Annotated in this window: 10 protein-coding genes; 5 read left to right on the forward strand and 5 right to left on the reverse strand. The window is 72.8% G+C overall.

Features of this window, described 5'->3' with window-relative positions:
- Positions 1 to 8: 8 nt before the first annotated feature.
- From RCG67_RS00205 to RCG67_RS00215, 3 genes are read right to left on the reverse strand one after another with little or no spacing between them, the layout of a single operon-like run.
- Entirely contained in the window at positions 9 to 2,027 is a 2,019-nt protein-coding gene (locus tag RCG67_RS00205; RefSeq protein WP_368824297.1) for a TRAP transporter permease, read from the reverse strand.
- On the reverse strand, positions 2,017 to 3,195 hold the full coding sequence (locus tag RCG67_RS00210) for a TAXI family TRAP transporter solute-binding subunit (RefSeq protein WP_368824298.1): 1,179 nt from the start codon (positions 3,193 to 3,195) through the stop codon (positions 2,017 to 2,019). Before RCG67_RS00210 ends, RCG67_RS00205 begins: the two co-directional genes overlap by 11 nt.
- Positions 3,196 to 3,224: 29 nt before the next feature.
- Positions 3,225 to 4,028, reverse strand: a complete 804-nt coding sequence (locus tag RCG67_RS00215; protein WP_368824299.1) for an enoyl-CoA hydratase/isomerase family protein — start codon at positions 4,026 to 4,028, stop codon at positions 3,225 to 3,227.
- Between the two features lie 188 nt (positions 4,029 to 4,216).
- Between RCG67_RS00215 and RCG67_RS00220 the strand changes: the two genes are divergently transcribed.
- Positions 4,217 to 5,395 (forward strand): acyl-CoA dehydrogenase family protein, encoded by a 1,179-nt coding sequence (locus RCG67_RS00220; RefSeq protein WP_368824300.1) that lies wholly within the window; start codon positions 4,217 to 4,219, stop codon positions 5,393 to 5,395.
- 222 nt (positions 5,396 to 5,617) lie between these two features.
- On the forward strand, positions 5,618 to 6,835 hold the full coding sequence (locus RCG67_RS00225) for an MFS transporter (RefSeq protein WP_368824301.1): 1,218 nt from the start codon (positions 5,618 to 5,620) through the stop codon (positions 6,833 to 6,835).
- A gap of 18 nt (positions 6,836 to 6,853) precedes the next feature.
- On the opposite strand, the gene RCG67_RS00230 is transcribed toward RCG67_RS00225, so the two are convergent.
- Complete coding sequence (locus RCG67_RS00230) at positions 6,854 to 8,299, reverse strand: heparan-alpha-glucosaminide N-acetyltransferase domain-containing protein (protein ID WP_368824302.1); 1,446 nt, start codon at positions 8,297 to 8,299, stop codon at positions 6,854 to 6,856.
- 317 nt (positions 8,300 to 8,616) lie between these two features.
- On the opposite strand from RCG67_RS00230, the gene RCG67_RS00235 reads away from it, so the two are divergent.
- Both RCG67_RS00235 and RCG67_RS00240 read left to right on the forward strand, forming a co-directional pair.
- Complete coding sequence (locus tag RCG67_RS00235) at positions 8,617 to 9,366, forward strand: response regulator transcription factor (protein ID WP_368824303.1); 750 nt, start codon at positions 8,617 to 8,619, stop codon at positions 9,364 to 9,366.
- A complete protein-coding gene (locus RCG67_RS00240; protein ID WP_368824304.1) occupies positions 9,366 to 10,937 on the forward strand; it encodes a sensor histidine kinase in 1,572 nt (523 codons plus the stop codon). The genes RCG67_RS00235 and RCG67_RS00240 overlap by 1 nt, the downstream gene beginning before the upstream one ends.
- A 106-nt stretch (positions 10,938 to 11,043) precedes the next feature.
- On the opposite strand, the gene mptB is transcribed toward RCG67_RS00240, so the two are convergent.
- Complete coding sequence (gene mptB, locus RCG67_RS00245) at positions 11,044 to 12,654, reverse strand: polyprenol phosphomannose-dependent alpha 1,6 mannosyltransferase MptB (RefSeq protein WP_368824305.1); 1,611 nt, start codon at positions 12,652 to 12,654, stop codon at positions 11,044 to 11,046.
- 284 nt (positions 12,655 to 12,938) lie between these two features.
- Between mptB and RCG67_RS00250 the strand changes: the two genes are divergently transcribed.
- Complete coding sequence (locus RCG67_RS00250; RefSeq protein WP_368824306.1) at positions 12,939 to 14,246, forward strand: glycosyltransferase 87 family protein; 1,308 nt, start codon at positions 12,939 to 12,941, stop codon at positions 14,244 to 14,246.
- The last annotated feature ends 41 nt before the right edge of the window (positions 14,247 to 14,287 follow it).

Raw genomic sequence — 14,287 nt, forward strand, 5'->3', positions numbered from 1 at the left:
CCTTCCGGTCAGACGGTCGCGGTGGCGGGCTCGGGGGCGGGCGCGGCAGCGGCGTCGTCGTCGTCCGCGGGCCCGGCCTGCACGGTCAGGAAGGTGAGCAGCACGCTCCCGGCCACGAGGGCCAGGCCGAGGACGGCGGTGAGCGGGGTGGGCAGGAAGAGCAGGAACCCGCCGACCGCGGCCGCCGACCGGAACAGGGCGGGCATCCGGCGGTCGAAGCCGACCGTCCAGCCCTCGATGGCCGAGGCCAGGGCGTAGACCCCCACGATGCTCAGCGCGAACGCCAGCAGGATCCGGCCGGGCGAGTCCTGGGCGACCAGGGCGGGGTTGAGGGCGAAGCCGAACGGGACGATGTACTTCACCGCGCCGAGCTTCATGGCCGCCACGCTGGTGGCCATGGCGGGGGCCTTGGCCAGGCCCGCCGCGGCGAAGGCGGCGAGGCCCACCGGCGGGGTGATGTAGGAGACGGACGCCCAGTAGATGACGAACAGGTGTGCCGCGAGCGGGTTGACCCCCAGGTCGATGACGGCCGGGACCATGACGATCGCCAGGAACACGTAGGCCGCGGAGATCGTCATGCCCATGCCGAGGATGAAGCACGTGACGGCGCCGGCGACGAGGATGAGAACCACGTTGTCGCCCACCAGGGAGACCAGCTCCCGGGCCAGGGACAGGCTCACGCCCGTGGCGGTGAGGCCGCCCACGATCAGGCCCACACCGGCGATGATCCCGACGATGTTGCTCAGCGTCCGGCCGCACTCCACCAGGAAGTCGGTGAACTCCCGCGGCCCGAACTTCTGGCCCGGGCGCAGCACCGCCACGATCAGCAGCACCAGGATCACCCAGTACGGCACCTGGGTCTCGGAGTCCGTGAGGAACAGCAGCCCGGTCAGCAGGCCCAGGGCCAGGACGTAGGGCCAGCCCCGCACGAGCGTGGCGAGGGTCCGCGGCAGCAGGTCCACGGACACGCCCCGCAGCCCGTTGCGGGCCGCGTAGCCGTCCACCTGCAGGTAGATGCCGAGGAAGTAGAGGACCGCGGGGATGGTGGCGGCCACCAGGATCTCCGTGTAGGGCACGCCCACGAAGGAGACCATGAGGAACGCCGCGGTGCCCATGATCGGCGGGGTGATCGACCCGCCCGAGGAGGCCGTGGCCTCGATGCCGCCCGCGTAGGTGGAGCTGAACCCGGAGCGCTTCATGGCCGGGATGGTCATCGGCCCGGTGGTCAGGACGTTGGAGACCGCGCTGCCGCTCATCATGCCCATCGCCGCGCTGCTGGCCACGGACACCTTCGCCGCGCCGCCGCGGTAGCGGCCGAAGATCGACATGGAGAGGTTGTGGAAGAAGTCCGCGCCCCCGGTGTGCTGCAGGGCCACCCCGAAGACCAGGAAGCCGATCAGGATGGTGGCCGCGGTCTGGATGGGCAGCCCCAGCACGCCCTCGGCCCCCATGATGTGCACCTGCGCCAGGGTCGGCAGATCGTAGGTGACGCCCTGCAGGACGCCGATCGGCAGGTTCTCGGCGACCAGCGGGTACAGCGAGAACAGCAGCGCGATGACGGTGACCGTCAGCCCGCCGGTGCGGCGCAGGGCCTCGAGCACCACCAGCCACAGCACGAACGCGGCGACCGTGGCGGTGGTGGGCGCCATGAACTCCCAGCCGTAGTTCTTGATCCGGGTCCCGTTGGCCGCGAAGTACGTGCACACCGCCGCGGAGACGACCATGAGCAGGACGTCGAACCACTGGACCCGGCGCTCCCGGCCCGCGCCGGCCGCGGTGCTGCCGCCGGCACCGGGCTCCTGCTGGGCCTCCACCTGCTGGGCCAGCGGGACCTTGCGCAGGGGGTTGACGATGAACACCACCGGCAGGAAGGCCGCCAGGATCAGGTAGAGGTAGGAGTTGGTCAGCAGGGACAGCCCGCCCACGTTCCAGAAGAACACCTGGTTCATGGCCAGCAGCACGCCCAGCACGGTCAGCACGATCACGACCGTCCGCCAGAACGGGGTCACCCGGGTCTCAGTTCTCATCGTCGTTCCCCTCGCCGTTCTCCTGGCCGTTCTGCGGCCCGTCCAGCTCGTTCTGCTTCCATTCCGTCCAGTTCCGCTCGAGCTCCTCCTCGGCGGAGGACTCGACGACGCCGGGCCAGGCCTCCTGCATGCGCTCGCCGCGCTCGACGAGCTGGTCGTTCTTCCGCTCGAGCTCCTCGGTCCACACGCCGCGCTCCTCGAAGTAGCGGACGGTCCCCTCGTGGAACGGGACCACCAGCGGCTCCTTCAGCACCGCGTCGAAGGAGAACTGCTTCGTGTCCGGGGTGGTGCCCTCGTAGTGCTCGTAGTTCTCGACCATCGCCTTCACGAGGTGGTAGACCTCGTCCGCGTCGCGGTCGGCCGTCGTGGTGAGCGGGATCGTGTACTCGAGGACCCGGGCGCTCTCGCCCTCCTCGAGCCCGGCGCCGTTCGTGATCTCGCCGACCGTCACCATGGGCATGAGCTCCTCCCAGGTCTCGTAGCGGGCCGGGTCCGGGTCGTCGAAGCTCAGCCACTGGACCTCCGTGCTGGAGGCCAGCTCGTTGATGTTGGAGCCGACCACGTTCTGGTACAGGGCGTCGATCTGTCCCGCTTCGAGCCCGGCGATCTGCTCGCCGTAGGCCATCGGGACCTGCTCGACGTCGTCCCAGGTGAGGCCGCCGTAGTTGAGGAAGCCCTCCATCTTGTTGTTGATGGAGGTGTTGGCGGTCAGCCGGGGGACCCGTTTGCCCTCGAGGTCCGCGAAGGAGTCGATGCCGCTGTCCTCGCGCACGAGCATCCCGTAGTTGCCGGGCGGCGCCCACACCATGCGGAGGTCCTGAGGACCCCACTCCTCGCTGGCGTACTCGTAGTCGCCCTCGAAGGCGTAGTAGTACTCGTCCCCGGCCCGCGCGTAGTCCACGGTGCCGTTCACGAGCGGGGCCAGCCGGCCGATGCCGGTGTCGGCGGTCATCAGCCGCACCTGCACGCCCTCCTCGTTGGTGAGGGTGTTCGCGATGGCGGCGAGATCGTTGTAGGTGCCGGTGCCCACGTTGTAGGTGGACCACACGAGCTGCTGCGGCAGGCCGTTGGGGCCCACCGGCTCGCTGCCCCCGGCGGCGGCGCAGCCGGTCAGGCCCAGCACTGCGGCGGCGCCCAGGGCGGCGAGCCGTGTTGTCGTTGTCCTCATGATGGCCTTTCGAGGTGCGGTGGTGGCGCTCAGCGCCCGGAGAAGGAGGGGAGCCGCCGGTCGAAGAACGACTGCTTGCCCTCCAGGAAGTCGGAGGTCCCGAAGAGGACCGGCTGGTGGTCCCGCTCGAACGCCAGGGCGTCCTCGAGCGAGCCCGACGCCTCGCGGATCCCCCGCTTCACCGCCGCGACGGCGAGCGGGGCCCGCCCGGCGAGCTCGGCGGCGTGCGCGACCGCGGTGCCGAGCACGTCCGGGTCCGGCACGAGGTGGTCGACCAGGCCGGCGTCCCGGGCGGTGCCGGCGTCCACGGGTGCGGCCTCGAGCAGGATCCTCCGGGCGCGGGCCGCTCCCACCCGCTGGACCAGCGAGTGCACCAGCCCGCCGTCCGGGGCGAGGCCCAGGCGGGTGAACGGGAACAGGAACCGTGCGCTCCCACCGGCCACCACCACGTCGCAGCAGCACACCAGGCCGACGGCCACACCGGCCGCAGGCCCGGTCACCGCGGCCACGACCGGCTTCGCCAGGGACGCGAGCTCCTGCACGAGCCCGGCCACCTCGCTCATCCGGGCGGCCGACTCGGCGGGGCCGGCGGGCGGCATCGCGGCGAGGTCGCCGCCGCCGCTGAAGCAGCGTCCCGCCCCGGTGAGCACCACGGCCCCGCTCCCGGGGTCGGCGGCGAGCTCCGCCAGCGCGGCCCGCAGCCCGGTGCGCAGCTCGTGGCCGAGCACGTTGCGGCGGGGCTCGTCGTCGAGCGTCACCACGGCCACGGCGCCGGTGCGCTCGATGCGCACCCGGGGCGGGCCGTCGGCGGCGGTGGGGGACGAACGGGTCACAGGGATCCTCCGGGAAGTCAGCGGATGTCGTGCAGATCACATTTCCACGACCCACTGTGAAACCTCAAATACCTAATGTGGCACTCAGTGATACCTATAAATCAATTGTCCGGCGAACCGTGTTGCGCAGCTCACGAATGCGTCATCCTCGTCGGAGGCATCCGAGCACCCGACCCCCAGGAGGACCCATGAACCCCGCCGCGACCGACCTGCTCGACGTCGAAGCAGACCTCAGTGCCGAGGAGCTCGAGACACGGGACGCCGTCCGGGAGTTCGTGGACCGGAGGATCCGGCCGAACATCGCCGGCTGGTACGCCGACGCCGTCTTCCCGCAGGAGATCATCCCCGAGATGGCGCAGCTCGGGCTGCTCGGCATGCACGTCCAGGGCTACGGGTGCGCCGGGAAGTCCGCGGTGCAGTACGGCATCGCGATGCAGGAGCTCGAGGCCGGGGACTCCGGACTGCGCACGTTCGTCTCCGTGCAGGGCTCGCTGGCGATGTCCGCGATCGCCAAGCACGGCTCCGAGGAGCAGAAGCAGCGCTGGCTGCCCGGCATGGCCGCCGGCGAGATCATCGGCTGCTTCGGGCTCACCGAGCCCACCGCGGGATCGGACCCCTCGACCATGGCGACCACCGCCGTGCGCCACGGCGACGAGTGGGTGCTCAACGGCGCCAAGCGCTGGATCGGGCTCGCCTCGATCGCCCACGTGGCCGTGATCTGGGCCAAGGCCGTCGACGAGAGCGGGCAGGAGCGCGTCCGGGGCTTCCTCGTGCCCACGGACACCCCCGGGTTCACCGCCGTCCCGATCGAGCCGAAGCTGTCCATGCGCGCCTCGATCCAGTGCGATATCGCCCTCGAGGACGTCCGGCTGCCCGCCGACGCCCTCCTGCCGCACCACCCCGGCCTGCGGGGACCGTTCTCCTGCCTCAACGAGGCCCGCTACGGCATCGTGTGGGGCGCCCTGGGCGCCGCCCGCGACAGTTTCGACGCCGCGCTGGCCTACTCCCAGCAGCGCATCCAGTTCGACAAGCCGCTCGCGGCCTACCAGCTCTCCCAGGCGAAGCTGGTGGACATGGCCCTGGAGATCCAGAAGGGGCAGCTGCTGGCGCTGCGCATCGGGCGGCTCAAGGACGAGGGCCGCCTGGAGAACCACATGATCTCGGTGGGCAAGCTCAACAACTGCCGGATCGCGATCGAGGTGTGCCGCCAGGCGCGCACGATGCTCGGCGGCAACGGGGTCACGCTCGAGCACTCGCCGCTGCGCCACGCCAACAACCTGGAGTCGGTGCGCACCTACGAGGGCACCGACGAGGTGCACACCCTCATCCTGGGCCAGCAGCTGACCGGGCACTCCGCCTTCCGCTGAGCCCGCAGCCGTCCCCGGGCGCAGAGGCCCGGCCGGGCCGCAGTGGCCCGGGGACGGGGGCGTGGAGCGCCGCCGGCGCGGCAGGACCTGACCAAGATCACACCGGGAGGCATGGGAGACCGGGGCGAACCCGCGTAGCATCGAAAGCCACCCCCCTTTCTTCTGCTCGGGCTCGACGACGTGCTCGTTCCCCGTCCCTGCGCCCTCCCGGAAGGACCCGCCGTGCCCGCACCCCGCACCGCCCTGCTCCAGGTGGTCAATGCCCCCGGCCCCGCCGGCACCCGCCTCGCCATCTTCGCCCTGGCGATGGGCGGCTTCGGCGTGGGCACCACCGAGTTCGCCTCGATGGGCCTGCTGCCGTTCATCGCCGAGGACTTCGACGCCTCGATCCCGGCCGTGGGCCAGTCCATCTCGCTCTACGCCCTGGGCGTGGTGGTCGGGGCGCCGCTCATCACGTCCCTCGCCGCCCGGATGGAGCGCAAGACCCTGCTGCTGGCGCTGATGCTCACGTTCGTGCTGGGCAACGGGCTCTCGGCCGCCGCGCCGTCCCTCGAGTGGCTCTACGCCGCCCGGTTCCTCGCCGGCCTGCCCCACGGCGCCTACTTCGGGGTCGCCGCCGTGGTGGCCTCCTCCCTGGTCGCCCGCGAGCGGCGCGGCACCGCCGTGGCCCGGGTGATGCTGGGGCTCACCATCGCCAACATCGTGGGCGTGCCGTTCGCCGCGGCCCTGGGCGGGGCCCTCGGCTGGCGCTCGGCCTATCTCCTGGTGGTGCTCCTGGGCGCCCTGACCATCGGGGCCCTGGCCCTCTGGGTGCCGCGCACCCGCAACGAGGGCATGGCCTCGGCGGCCCAGGAGGTTCGCGCCCTCGCCCGGCCCCAGGTGGCCCTCACGCTGCTGGCCGGGGCCATCGGCTTCGGCGGCATGTTCGCGGTCTACACCTACATCTCCCCGACCCTGACCGAGCTCACCGGTCTCGACATCGGCACCGTGCCGTGGGTGCTGGCCGTGTTCGGCGTGGGCATGACCCTGGGCTCCCTGCTGGCCGGCCCGCTCATCGACCGTTCGATCGAGCGCACCGCCCTCGGCGCCGGCGCCGTGTCCGGCGTGGCCCTGGCGTTCTTCGCCCTGTTCGTCCACGTCCCCGCCGCGGCCGTCCTGGGGGCGCTGTGGATCGGGATCATGGGCTCGATCTTCACGACCTCCCTCCAGGTGCGCCTGCTGCGCGAGGCGAAGGACGCCCCCTCCCTGACCGCCGCCATGAACCACGCGGCGTTCAACCTGGCCAACGCCATGGGCGCCTTCCTCGGCGGGATCGTCATCTCCGCCGGCTGGGGCTACCGCTCCCCCGCCTGGGTGGGCGTGGGCCTGGCCGTGGCCGGCCTGCTCATCCTGGGCTACGCGGCGCACCGGCGCCGGCACGCGGTTCCCGGCACGCCGTAGTCCCGTCCCGCGGCCCGTTCAGTCCGTGCGGTGCCCCCGGGAGAGCACGCGCCGGCGGGTGCCGCGCACCAGCCCCGCCACCAGCCGCTCGAGGGGGCCCTGCCCCATGGCCTGGCGCCAGAGGAGCGCGAAGGCCGCGGCCACGCCCACGTGGATCCCGAACCACAGCGGCTGGTCGTAGTGCACCTCGGCGGCCAGGGCCAGCAGGTGCGCGGAGTACACGGTGAGGGTCATCGCGCCCATCGCGCTCAGCGGCAGCAGCCAGGACGCGGAGCGGCGGGCCAGCAGGAGGAACACGCCCAGCGCGGCCACCGCCGAGCCCAGACCCAGCAGCAGGGCCGGCGGGGTGTTGGTGTACGGGCCGCCGACCGCCAGCCACCACCACGTGGTCGTGGGCAGCGTCGGCTCGGGTCCCCACACGATGATGTCGTTGACGAGCTCCGCGTCCAGGCCGGGGGTGCGCGCCACCAGCTGCTCGAAGCCGCCGGCCCGGACGACGAGCGCCCAGGAGGTCAGCGAGGCCCCGGCGGCCAGGAGGGTCCCGCCCAGCACCAGCGCGACCTGGACCCGGAGCCGGGCCAGGTCGAGCCGGCCGATGGCCAGGCCGGTCAGCAGATAGGCCAGGTACGGCAGCGCGGGGAAGGTCCCGGTCAGCAGGAGCCGGGCCGCGGTGGCCCCCGGGTCCCCGACGAGGTCGAGGTAGTCCGGATTGTAGCGCTCGACGGCGGGCAGGACGTCCCGGAGCAGGTGCACGAGCACGGGACCGGCGAGGGCGAAGCACGCCGCCCAGGCGAACAGGGCCCCTGCGGAGAGGCGCAGGAAGGGGATCGCCAGCAGGAAGAAGGCCCCGTAGTAGACGAGGATGTTGACGGCCGGGACCTCGTCGAGCGTGCTGCCGGGCAGCACGTGGTTGATGGCGAGCCCCAGGCCCGCGATCAGCAGGGCGCGCACGGCCGTGCCCGCCCGGTCGGCGGTCAGCGACCGGCCGGTGTGCGGCGTCCGGCCGCCGGTGCTGAAGGCGAGCCCCACGCCGGCCAGGACGGCGAACAGGGCCGCGGAGCGTCCGGCGAAGACGGTCCACTGGACCGTGGGCTCGAAGGTCTCCGGATCCCACGAGGGCAGGATGTGGATGGCGATCATCCCGATCAGGGCCAGGCCGCGGGCGGCGTCCACCCCCACGAGGCGGCGCCTGCCCGGCGCGGCAGCCGTGGTGGCGGACCCGGTGGCCGGGCCCACCGCCGGGTCCGCCACCTGGTCCGCGATCGAGCCCGCCGCCGGGTCCGCCACCTGGTCCGCGATCGAGCCCGCCGCCGGCCCCACCGCGGAGCTGGCCGCCGGGTCCGCCGCGGCGGTCCGTGTCGGGCGGCCGCCCCGGGTCGCGTCCGCGCGAGGAGCGCCCGGCCGCTGCCCGGAGGCCTGCGCCCAGGGCACGCTCCTCGGTGGGCGGTTCCCGGGATCGGTCATGGCGGCGGCCCCCTTCAGCGCGGTGCGACGACGGGCCCCCTGCCCGCCGGGCCCGCCTGGCGGGCCGGTGTGCACTCCACTGTTGCTCGTGCACATGTGCCCGGCTTTTCGGATTGCTGTGCTTCTCCTGTGACGCGGGTCCGTGCCCGGGCCGGCGGCTGTCCGTCCGGAGTCCGTGCCGCGGCTGTGCCGGCGCACCCGCCGTTCCCGTGCGCGGCGGCACCACGGCACAGGCTCCGCACAGCTTCCACAGGACGCGCGCCTAATCTGGTGGGCAACAGTGACAGTGTCACGTCCGCCCGGCACCGGGAGCTCCCATGTCCTACTCCTCCAGCTTCTCCGTCCTCACCGAGGTCCTGCCCCGCCTGAGCCACCCGGACGGCTCGCCGATCCGGGTGCTGGTGGTGGACGACGAGCCGGCGCTGGCCGACCTCGTGGCCATGGGCACGGGGATGTGCGGGTGGGAGGCGAGGATCTCCCACGAGGGCTTCGACGCCGTGGCCCAGGCACGCGACTTCGCCCCGGACGTGCTGGTCCTGGACCGGATGCTGCCCGGCCTGGACGGCCTGGAGGTCCTCGCCCGGATCCGCCGGTCCTATCCCGAGGTGCCGGTGCTGTTCCTCACGGCCAAGGACGCCGTGGCCGACCGGATCGAGGGCCTGGCCTCGGGCGGGGACGACTACGTGACCAAGCCCTTCTCGATCGAGGAGGTGCTCATCCGGCTGCACCGGCTCGTGCAGCGCTCCGGGGCCGCGGCGCAGGACAGCGCCACCCTGGTGGTCGGGGACCTGGTCCTGAACATCGACAGCCGCGAGGTCACCCGGGCCGGCGAGCCCATCGAGCTGACCGCCACCCAGTTCGAGCTGCTGCGCTACCTGATGGAGAACCCGCGCCGGGTCCTGTCCAAGGCCCAGATCCTCGACAACGTGTGGCACTACGACTTCTCGGGCCAGGCCAACATCGTGGAGCTCTACATCTCCTACCTGCGCAAGCGGATCGACGCCGGCCGCGCCCCGATGATCCACACCGTGCGCGGCGCCGGGTACGTCATCAAACCCGCGTCCTGATGCCGCCCGGCCCGCTGTCCACGCACCGCCCGCCGGACCCGCGGCCGACCTCGTCGCCGGCATCGTCACCGGCCCGACGACGCACCCGCCTGGCCACCCGGCTCATCGCCGGGGTGCTCGTCCTGCTGGCGGTGGTCCTGCTCGTGCTGGGCGCGACCATCGTGGAGCTCACCCGCCAGGACCTCGTGGAGCGGCTCGACGGCTCGCTGCGCCAGGCGACCGGGCGGGCGCTGACCTTCACCCGGGGCGACCCGGCCCTGGAACGTGATCCCCTCGACGCCCCCGGCCAGCCGGTGGGCATCCTGGTGGCCGTGCTGCACGAGGAGGAGCTGGTCAGGGCGTCCTACCGCACCGGGTCCGGGGAGCCCGCGCCGCTCCCCGAGCAGGACGTCGCCGCCCTGCAGGAGGCGGGCGTCTTCGCGGACCGGAGCCCGGACGAGCGGGACCTCGGGGACCGCCGGCGCTCCACGGGCACGGAGCAGGGCCGGCTCACGGACGTGGCCCTGTCCGTGGGCGAGTACCGGGTCGAGTCGGTCGCCCGGAACGCGCGGAACGGCAGCCAGGTGCTTGTCACCGGCCTGCCCACGGCCTCGGTCGACGACACCGTGGCGGAGCTCGTGACCACCATGGGCGTGGGCAGCCTGCTCGCGCTGCTGACCACGGCGGCGGCCGGCACCGTCGTCGTCCGCCGTGCCCTGCGGCCGCTGGAACGGGTCTCGGCCGCGGCCTCCGGGGTCGCCCGGCTGCCCCTGGCCTCCGGGGAGGTCTCCCTCGCCGACCGGCACGTGCCCGCCGAGCTCGCCCGGCCCGGCACCGAGGTCGGGGAGGTCGGGCACGCGCTGAACTCCCTGCTCGACAACGTGGACTCCGCCCTCACCGCCCGCCAGCGTTCCGAGACCCGGCTGCGCGAGTTCGTGGCCGACGCCTCCCACGAGCTGCGCACCCCATTGGCGGCCGTGCGCGGCTACACCGACATGGTCCAGCTCACCGAGTCCCTGACCGGCACCGGCCGCGCCTCCCTGGCCCGCGTGGAGCAGCAGACCCTGCGGATGACCGCCCTGGTCGAGGACCTGCTGCTGCTCGCCCGCCTGGACGAGGGCCGCCCCCCGGAGCTGCGGGACGCGGATCTCGGCGAGCTCGTGCTCGAGGCCCTCACCGACGCCTCGGCCGCCGGCCCCGACCACGCCTGGGCCCTGGACGTGCCGGAGGAGCCGGTGCCCGTGCGCGCCGACGTCGCCCAGCTCCACCAGGTGCTGGCCAACCTGCTCTCCAACGCCCGCAAGCACACCCCGCCCGGCACCGCGGTGACGGCCGCCGTGCGCGCCACCGCGGACGGCTGGGCGGAGGCCTCCGTCCTCGACGCGGGCCCGGGCATCCCGCGGGAGTTCCAGGCCAGGCTCTTCGAGCGCTTCAGCCGCCTGGACGCCTCCCGGCGGACGCGGGAGGGCAGCACCGGGCTGGGCCTGTCGATCGTCCGCTCGGTGGTGCAGGCCCACGGCGGCACGGTGGACGTGGAGTCCTGCCCGGGCCGCACGCTCTTCACCGTCCGGCTCCCGCTGGGCGCCGGCTGACCTGCCGGCCGCCCCCCGCTCACGGCGCGCCGGCCGGCCCCGCTCCTCGGCGACTCCCCCGGTCCCGCCGCGCTCAGCGCCCGCGGACGCCCCGGTCCCGCCGCGCTCAGCGCCCGCGGACGCCCCGTTCCCGGCGACGACGACGGCGGCGGAGCCAGCCCGTCGGACCGCCGTGGACGAGCAGGTGGCGGGTGTGGGGATCCAGGAGCATCAGGTAGGCGGTGAAGAGCAGGGCGGTCACGAACGCGATCGTCGAGGCGTCGACCGCCAGCTCGATGAAGGGCCACACGGAGAGCTGGTCCTGGGCGCCGAAGATCACGAAGAAGGTGAGCACCACGTACAGGGTGCGGATCTGCCAGTTGTCCCTGATGCCGGTCACGGCCAGGAAGGGGAGGAACCACAGGATGTACCAGGGCTGGATGATCGGGGAGAGCAGCACCACGGCGGCGAACGCGAGACCGAGCCGGCGGACCACCCGGTGGTCGTCGCCGCGGAACATCAGGAGCAGCACCAGGCCGATGGCCGCGTACTGCAGGACGTCGCGCAGCACCGGGGCCATCGCCGCGCCCGGCAGGCCGACCGCGTCCGCGAGGCCGCGGACCTTCTGGCTCAGGAACCCCGAGGGCGAGTAGCCGGTGAACCCCGGGGTGGGGTCGAGCAGGGCCCAGACCCATCCGACGCCCAGCTGCTGGGGGATGCCGCTCAGCACGAGAAGCCCGAAGCTGATGGTCGCCGTGGCCGCCCACAGGGCGAACTTCCGCCGCCAGGACGCTCCCGGCCCCGCCCACAGGAGCCCGATGAACGGCAGCAGCAGAATGGTGATCGGCTTGATGCCGATGGACGCGGTCACCAGCAGGACACCGGTGACCGGACGGCCCGTGGCCGCGCAGTACGTTCCCGCCACGGCCAGCCCGAGCATCAGGGCGTCGTTGTGCGCGCTCGCCACGAAGCTGATGAGGAACAGCGGGTTGGCCACCGCGATCCACAGGGCACGGGCCGGGTCGATCCCGTGCAGCCGGGCGAGCTTGGGCACGTACACGACACAGAGGAGGACACCGGCGCAGGCGAGGAGGCGGAAGAGCAGCACGGAGAGATCCGGGTGCGCGTCGGTGAGGCCCACGATCGCCCGTGCCGACCACAGGAAGTACGGCCCGTAGGGCGTCCGGGCCTCGGCCCACGCCGGGTCCGTCCCCAGCATGAACCAGTTCTCCAGGGCGGAGATGCCGGTCGTGTACGGGTTCTGCTCGGCCAGCATCAGGCGGCCCTGCCCGATGTAGGCGTACACGTCCCGGGAGTAGACGGGGACGGCGAAGAGCAGGGGCAGCGACCAGGCGCAGACCGCGAGCACCACGGAGCGGTGGGCGCCCGCCGGCCAGCCTTGGAGCCGCTGCCCGAGCCGGAGCCAGGACCGCACCAGCAGCATGGCGCCCGCGGTCAGCAGCACGGTGCAGGTGTAGACGCCCCATCCCTCGACCCGCAGTGCGATGACCAGTGGATGGCGGACCATGGGCGAGCCGTTGGCGATCCAGCCGGTGCCGACCGATCCGACGAGCATCATCACGGAGCCGATGAGCCCCTGCAGGACGGCGACGTGCGCTCGAGGGTGCCGGTGGGTGCCGGATCCGTCGGGGGAGAACGAGCCGGCGGAGGCGGTCGGTTCCGCGGTCCGGCCGCCAGGGCCCCGCGGCGCCTCCGGATCCGACCCCCCTGACATCATGACGTTCGCTGATCCCCTGAGTGTACGATGGCCGGGCGGACAGGTGTGCGGGACGCTCTCCAGAACGCCGATCCTAGCAGTCGTGCCACCTCTTCACCCTGGCGTCCTCGCCCAGGTGTCAGGAGTTCTCGCCACGTCCTCTCCCCGATGACCGGCCTGCCGCCGCGCCGGCACCGCGCTCGGGCACACTGGTGCTCCGGGGGACCGGACCGGCGACGGTCCCGGCCGCGGCGCCCGAGCCGACTCCGCCCCTGCTCCTCCGCTCACCTGACAAGGACCGCCCCATGTCGTCCGACACGACCTCCAGCTTGCTCACCCGGTTCCGTGACCGCCCGTCGCCCGGGCGCCGGCGGGCCTGGTGGAGGTCCCCGCGCGGACTGCTCACCGTCTTCGTCGGAGTGCACCTGGTGTTCCTGGTGTTCGCCCTGCAGCTGTCGCTGTCCGGCGCCGCCTTCAGCGACACATACATCTACCGCGCGTGGGCCGAGGCCGGCTTCGAGGACCAGAACCTGAACGGGGAGCCCACCCCCTGGGTCTATCCGGTGCTGGCGCTGGTGCCCATCGCGCTGGCCGGCGCCGCGGGTCCGGGACCGTTCTTCTTCCTGTGGGTCCTGATGATCACCGTGCTCAACGGCTGGGCCGTGGGGAAGCTGACGGACTGGGGCCGCGACCGGAGTGCCCACCCGGCCGCGTGGTGGTGGCTGGGCTTCGTCTTCCTGATGGGATGGCTGGGCTTCGCCCGCGTGGACGGGCTCACGGCCCCGCTGGTGCTCGTCGCCCTGGTGTACGGTGCGGCGCACCCGGTGGCCGCCTCGGCCCTGCTCAGCGTCGCCACCTGGATGAAGGTCTGGCCGGCGGCCGTCGTGCTCGCGCTGCTCACCGTGGCCCGACGACGGGTGGCGGTCGTGGTCACGGGGATGCTGGTCAGCGCGGCCGCGGCCGGGGTCGCCACCGCCATGGGCGCGCTGCCGAGGCTCTTCGACTTCCTCACCCAGCAGGGGGACCGCGGGATGCAGCTGGAGGCCACGTTCACCACCCCGTGGCTGTGGTCGTCCGTGCTGGGGCTGGGCGGGTCCCGGATGTACATGAACACCGAGATCAACTCCATGCAGGTCGACGGTCCCGGCACGGCGACGATGGCGGTGCTGATGCAGCCGCTGCTGCTGCTGGCCGCCGCCGGGGTGACCGTGCTGATCGTCAGGGGCCTCCGCACCGGCGAGCGGGCCGGCGGCACGGACCGCACCGAGCTGCTGCTGGCCGGATCGCTGACCATGATCACCGTTTTCGTGGTGTTCAACAAGGTCGGCTCCCCGCAATTCATGGTGTGGCTGGCTCCGGCCGTGGCCGTGGGACTGACCCACCACTGGAAGGCGTGGCGGGTGCCGGCAGCGATGCTCCTCGCCGTCGCCGCGGCCACGTTCTTCGTCTATCCGCTGTTCTACTACGAGCTCAGTCACAACAGCCCGGTGATGGCCCTGGTGCTGACGCTGCGCAACGCCCTGCTGGTGGTGCTGCTGTGGTGGTCGGCGCGCCGCCTGTACCAGCTGGGCACCCCGGAGCCGGCCCCGGTGCTCGCCGCGAAGGAGTCCTGAGATCGCCGCCGCCTTCTTCGACCGGCTGACCGGTCTCCGGG

The sequence above is a fragment of the Kocuria cellulosilytica genome, assembly GCF_040981245.1.
GTDB lineage: Bacteria > Actinomycetota > Actinomycetes > Actinomycetales > Micrococcaceae > Kocuria > Kocuria cellulosilytica.